This is a genomic window from Mesorhizobium sp., assembly GCF_005063415.1.
In the GTDB taxonomy this organism is placed as follows: domain Bacteria; phylum Pseudomonadota; class Alphaproteobacteria; order Rhizobiales; family Rhizobiaceae; genus Mesorhizobium.
In genome coordinates this window covers 1-4,354 of sequence record NZ_SUEG01000205.1, presented here as the reverse complement: position 1 = coordinate 4,354, position 4,354 = coordinate 1, and the positions used below count along the sequence as shown (strand labels likewise).

Sequence of the window (4,354 nt, the reverse complement as noted above, 5' to 3'; positions counted from 1 at the left end):
ATCAAGCGGGGTGACAAGGCCGCGCTGGTCTACACGCCGCGTTCGGCAGCGGGCCCAAGAACATGACGGACCAGAAAATGATCGACCATCGCGGCAAGAGATTCGATCGTTTCGGTCGACGCGACGTCCGGCAGCGCCGGCCTGCGGATCATCACAACCTCGATTCCCAGCGCTCGCGCCGCCGCGATCTTGCCGTAGGTCGCCTCGCCGCCGCTGTTTTTGGAAACAACGACTTCGATGCCACGGCTTTCGAGCAGCGCGCGCTCATCGACCTCATGAAACGGCCCCCGCGCCAAGAGATAGGTCGCGTCGGGCACAGCGAGCCTTGGCTCGACCGGGTCGACACTGCGGATGAGATAATGATGCTGGGGAGCTGCCTCGAAGGCAGCGACCTCCTGCCGCCCGAGCGCCAGGAACACGCGGCGCGGCACCGATCCCAGAGCCGTCACCGCGCTGGCAACACTATCGACCAACATCCAGTGGTCACCTTCGGCTGGGTCCCAGCCCGGACGCCTGAGCGCAACGATAGGCACGCCGGTCATGCGCGCCGCTTCCGCCGCATTGGCGGAGATTCGCGCCGCATAGGGGTGTGTGGCGTCGATCAGCAAATCGATCTTGTTCTGGCGGAGATACACCGCCAGCCCGCCGGCACCGCCGAAGCCGCCGACCCGCACCGGCACCCCTTGCGCGACCGGGTTTTCGGTGCGGCCGGCCAGCGACAGCATGACCGAGATATCCGCGCGCGCAGCCAGCTTTCCGGCCAGTTGCCGGGCTTCGATGGTTCCGCCGAGGATCAGAATGCGGTGGGTCATCATGCCTGCTGAAGGTCCGCGCGGCGCCAAGCTCACCTCAAAGTGGCTCACGATCATCGGCATCGGCGAGGACGGTGTAGCGGGTCTCGGCGACGAGGCCAAGCGGTTGATCGCGGAGGCCGAATTCGTCTTCGGCGGCAAGCGCCACCTTGCCCTCGTCGCGTCGCTCGCCAAAGGCGAAGCCCGCGTCTGGCCGACGCCTTTCGATGCCGAAATGCGCGATGTGCTGGCGCTCTCCAGCAGGCGCGTCTGCGTGCTCGCTTCCGGCGATCCCTTCTACCACGGTGTCGGGGTCACCCTCGCCCGCAAGGTCGCGGCGGAGAATATGCGGGTGATCCCCGCACCCTCGGCCTTCTCGCGGGCCGCCTCACGCCTGGCCTGGGCGCTGCAGGACGTCGAGACCATTTCGCTGCATGGCCGCTCGCTCGACCTGATCCGGCCGTTGCTGCATCCTTGCACCCGCATTCTCGCGCTGACCTCGGACAGCGATGCGCCAACAGCGATTGCCCGTCTTATGACCGAGCTCGGCTTCGGCGCCTCGCAGCTGACCGTTCTGGAGGCGCTCGGCGGCCCGAACGAACGGCTGCGCTCGGCGAGCGCCGGCACCTTCGACCTCGCAAAGATCAATCCGCTCAACGTGCTGGCGATCGAAGTTGATTCGACTCCGCAAGCACGCGTCCTGCCGCTGACAGCGGGACTCGCCGATCATTTGTTCGAGCATGACGGCCAGATCACCAAGCGCGAAGTACGCGCCGTCACCCTGTCCGCTCTCGCGCCAAGACGCGGCGAACTGCTGTGGGACATCGGCGCCGGCTCGGGCTCCATCGGCATCGAATGGATGCTTGCCCATCCTTCCATGCGTGCGATCGCCGTTGAGGCAGATCCGGCCCGCGCCGCCCGCATCCGACGCAACGCCGTGGCCTGCGGCGTTCCCGGTCTCGCCGTCGTCGAAGGTTCGGCACCGCAAGCTATTGCCGGGCTGGAAACGCCGGCGGCGATCTTTATCGGCGGCGGCGGCAGCGATGCCGGCGTGCTGGAAGGAGCCCTCGATGCCTTGCCTGCCGGCGGCCGCCTCGTTGCCAACGCAGTAACGCTGGAGATGGAGGCGCTGCTGCTTTCCCGTCACACTGCGCTCGGCGGCGAGCTCACCCGCATCGCGGTATCCCGTGCTTCGCCCGTCGGTTCAATGCAGGCGTGGCGGCCAGCTATGCCGGTCACCCAATGGAGCTGGGTCAAGCCATGATGGTCGCGGGCATCGGCAGCCGCAAAGGCGTCAGCGCGCGCGACGTGCTTGCTGCGGTAGAAACCGCCCTGGAAGCACACGGGCTTGCCCTGCCCGCGCTTTCGGCCCTCGCGACCGCGTCTCTCAAGCAGGATGAAGCGGCAATCTTCGCCGCCGGACGCGAACTCCGCCTTCCGGTAATCGTTGTCGAGCAGGCCGAACTCAAAGCTGCGTCTACGACCAGCCACTCCGACCTATCGCAGGAGCATGCCGGCACGCCGTCTGTTTCCGAAGCCTCGGCGCTTGCCGCCGCCGGTAAAGGCGCAAAACTGCTCGGGCCGCGCACCGTGCTCGGTGCTGTCACCTGCGCCATCGCCATCAGCGGAGATGCGGCATGACCGTTCACTTCATCGGCGCCGGTCCGGGTGCTGCCGACCTGATCACCTTGCGCGGCAGCCGCCTGCTCAGCACTTGTCCCGTCTGCCTCTATGCCGGATCGATCGTCGCGCCCGAGCTGTTGCAGTACTGCGCGCCCGGAACGCGGTTGATCGACACCGCGCCGATGTCACTTGACGAGATCGAGGCCGAATATCTGGCGGGCCACGCGGCCGGCCATGACGTCGCCCGCCTGCATTCCGGCGATCTTTCGGTGTGGAGTGCCGTCGCCGAACAGATCCGCCGGTTGGAAAAGCACGGCATTCCTTACACGCTGACGCCGGGCGTGCCGTCCTTCGCCGCCGCGGCGGCAGCGCTGCGCCGCGAGCTGACCATTCCGGAAGTCGCGCAAAGCCTGGTGCTTACCCGTATCTCCGGCCGCGCCTCGAAAATGCCGCCCGGCGAAACGCTGGCCGGCTTCGGCCGCACCGGCGCCACGCTCGCCATCCACCTCGCCATCCATGCCGTCGATCGCGTCGTCGCCGAGCTGACGCCGCATTACGGCGCCGACTGCCCGGTCGCGGTCGTCTTCCGCGCCTCCTGGCCGGACGAGCGAGTGCTGACCGGCACACTGGCCACCATCGAGGCGCAACTGGCCGCCGATCCGTTGGAACGCACGGCAATCATCTTCGTCGGCCGCTCGCTGGCGGCGGAAGGCTTTGGCGAAAGTTCACTGTATGACGCGCACTACCAGCGGCGCTTTCGCGGACGGGACGGATTGTGAGCGGCAGCAATAGAAACACTACGGTCGAGCAGGCGCTCACCCGGCTCAACTTCAAGCCGCGCCAGCTGGAGCCCGGGCATGTCTGGCTGGCCGGTGCAGGCCCCGGCGATCCCGGCTGCTTGACGCTGGAAGTGCTGGCCGCCCTCGGACAGTGCGATGCGCTGGTTTATGACGCGCTGGTCTCGCCGGAGGTCGTCGCCGTCGCCGAGGGCGCGGAACTGTTCTATGCCGGCAAACGCGGCGGCAAGCCGTCGATGAAGCAGGACGACATCACCGCTTTGCTGGTCCGGCTGGCGCGCGCGGGCCGGCGCGTCGTCAGGCTGAAGGGCGGCGACCCCTACATTTTCGGGCGCGGCGGCGAAGAGGCGCTGGCGTTGGCCGGGGAAAACATCCCGTTCCGCATCCTGCCTGGCCTGACGTCCGGCCTCAGCGCGCTGGCCGCGACCGGCATTCCCGGCACCATGCGCGGCATCAACAAGGCGCTGATCCTGGCGACCGGTCACGCCGCCGGCACCGATGACGATCTCGACTGGGCGGCCATCGCCCGCACCGGCCAGCCGGTGGTCATCTATATGGGTATGGCCAATCTGCCGCTGATCGCCGCTTCGCTGCTCGAGGGCGGCCTGCCATCTTCGACGCCCGCCGCGGTCATCGTTGCCGCGACGACGCCGCAGGAGCGTATCGTCGTCGCCACGCTCGCCACCATTGCGGAAGAGGCAGCGGCCGCCGGTCTGACCTCGCCGGCGCTGATCGTCATCGGCGGTATTGTCGCGATGCGCGCGGCACTGGCGGGTGAGCCATGACGCGCGCCATCATCATCGGTGCGCCGCGCTCGGGCTCGGGCAAGACCAGCGTCACCATAGGCATTCTGCGTGCCCTCGCCCGGCGCGGCCTGAAGGTGCGCGGCGCCAAATCCGGGCCGGATTATATCGATCCCGGCTTCCATACCGCCGCCACCGGCTTGTCCGGCGTCAATCTCGACAGCTGGGCAATGCCGCCCGCCCTGCTCAACGCACTGGCCGGCGAAGCGACCGAAGATGCCGATTTTATCTTTCTCGAAAGCGCCATGGGCCTGTTCGACGGGATTCCGGCTGCTCCAGGTCGTTCCGGTTCGGCCGCCGATCTCGCCCGGCTCTATGGTCTGCCAGTGCTGCTTGTACT

The 4,354-nt window shown here is 67.5% G+C and carries 5 protein-coding genes and 1 pseudogene; 5 read left to right on the top strand and 1 reads right to left on the bottom strand.

What is annotated here, in order from left to right; translation table 11 throughout:
* Nucleotides 1–29 precede the first annotated feature (29 nt).
* Nucleotides 30–812, bottom strand: a complete 783-nt coding sequence (locus tag E5W70_RS29645) for a cobalt-precorrin-6A reductase (protein ID WP_292664840.1) — start codon at nucleotides 810–812, stop codon at nucleotides 30–32.
* Nucleotide 813: 1 nt separating this feature from the next.
* On the opposite strand from E5W70_RS29645, the gene cbiE reads away from it, so the two are divergent.
* The 5 genes and pseudogenes from cbiE to E5W70_RS29620 form a co-directional block, all read left to right on the top strand.
* A complete protein-coding gene (gene cbiE / locus E5W70_RS29640; RefSeq protein WP_292664839.1) occupies nucleotides 814–2,055 on the top strand; it encodes a precorrin-6y C5,15-methyltransferase (decarboxylating) subunit CbiE in 1,242 nt (413 codons plus the stop codon).
* Nucleotides 2,052–2,432 (top strand): cobalamin biosynthesis protein, encoded by a 381-nt coding sequence (locus tag E5W70_RS29635; RefSeq protein WP_292664838.1) that lies wholly within the window; start codon nucleotides 2,052–2,054, stop codon nucleotides 2,430–2,432. The genes cbiE and E5W70_RS29635 overlap by 4 nt, the downstream gene beginning before the upstream one ends.
* Nucleotides 2,429–3,193: a precorrin-4 C(11)-methyltransferase gene (gene cobM / locus E5W70_RS29630; RefSeq protein ID WP_292664837.1), complete on the top strand. Its 765-nt coding sequence runs from the start codon at nucleotides 2,429–2,431 to the stop codon at nucleotides 3,191–3,193. The genes E5W70_RS29635 and cobM overlap by 4 nt, the downstream gene beginning before the upstream one ends.
* A complete protein-coding gene (gene cobA / locus E5W70_RS29625) occupies nucleotides 3,190–3,996 on the top strand; it encodes a uroporphyrinogen-III C-methyltransferase (RefSeq protein ID WP_292664836.1) in 807 nt (268 codons plus the stop codon). Before cobM ends, cobA begins: the two co-directional genes overlap by 4 nt.
* Nucleotides 3,993–4,354 (top strand): annotated as a pseudogene (locus E5W70_RS29620) (cobyrinic acid a,c-diamide synthase); the annotation flags it as partial. The gene cobA and the pseudogene E5W70_RS29620, both read left to right, overlap by 4 nt.

Excerpts from the sequence above, each read along its gene's own strand:
- cobM (WP_292664837.1), top strand. The coding sequence starts at position 2,429 with ATGACCGTTCACTTCATCGGCGCCGGTCCGGGTGCTGCCGACCTGATC.
- E5W70_RS29645 (WP_292664840.1), bottom strand. The coding sequence starts at position 812 with ATGACCCACCGCATTCTGATCCTCGGCGGAACCATCGAAGCCCGGCAA.
- cbiE (WP_292664839.1), top strand. The coding sequence starts at position 814 with ATGCCTGCTGAAGGTCCGCGCGGCGCCAAGCTCACCTCAAAGTGGCTC.
- E5W70_RS29635 (WP_292664838.1), top strand. The coding sequence starts at position 2,052 with ATGATGGTCGCGGGCATCGGCAGCCGCAAAGGCGTCAGCGCGCGCGAC.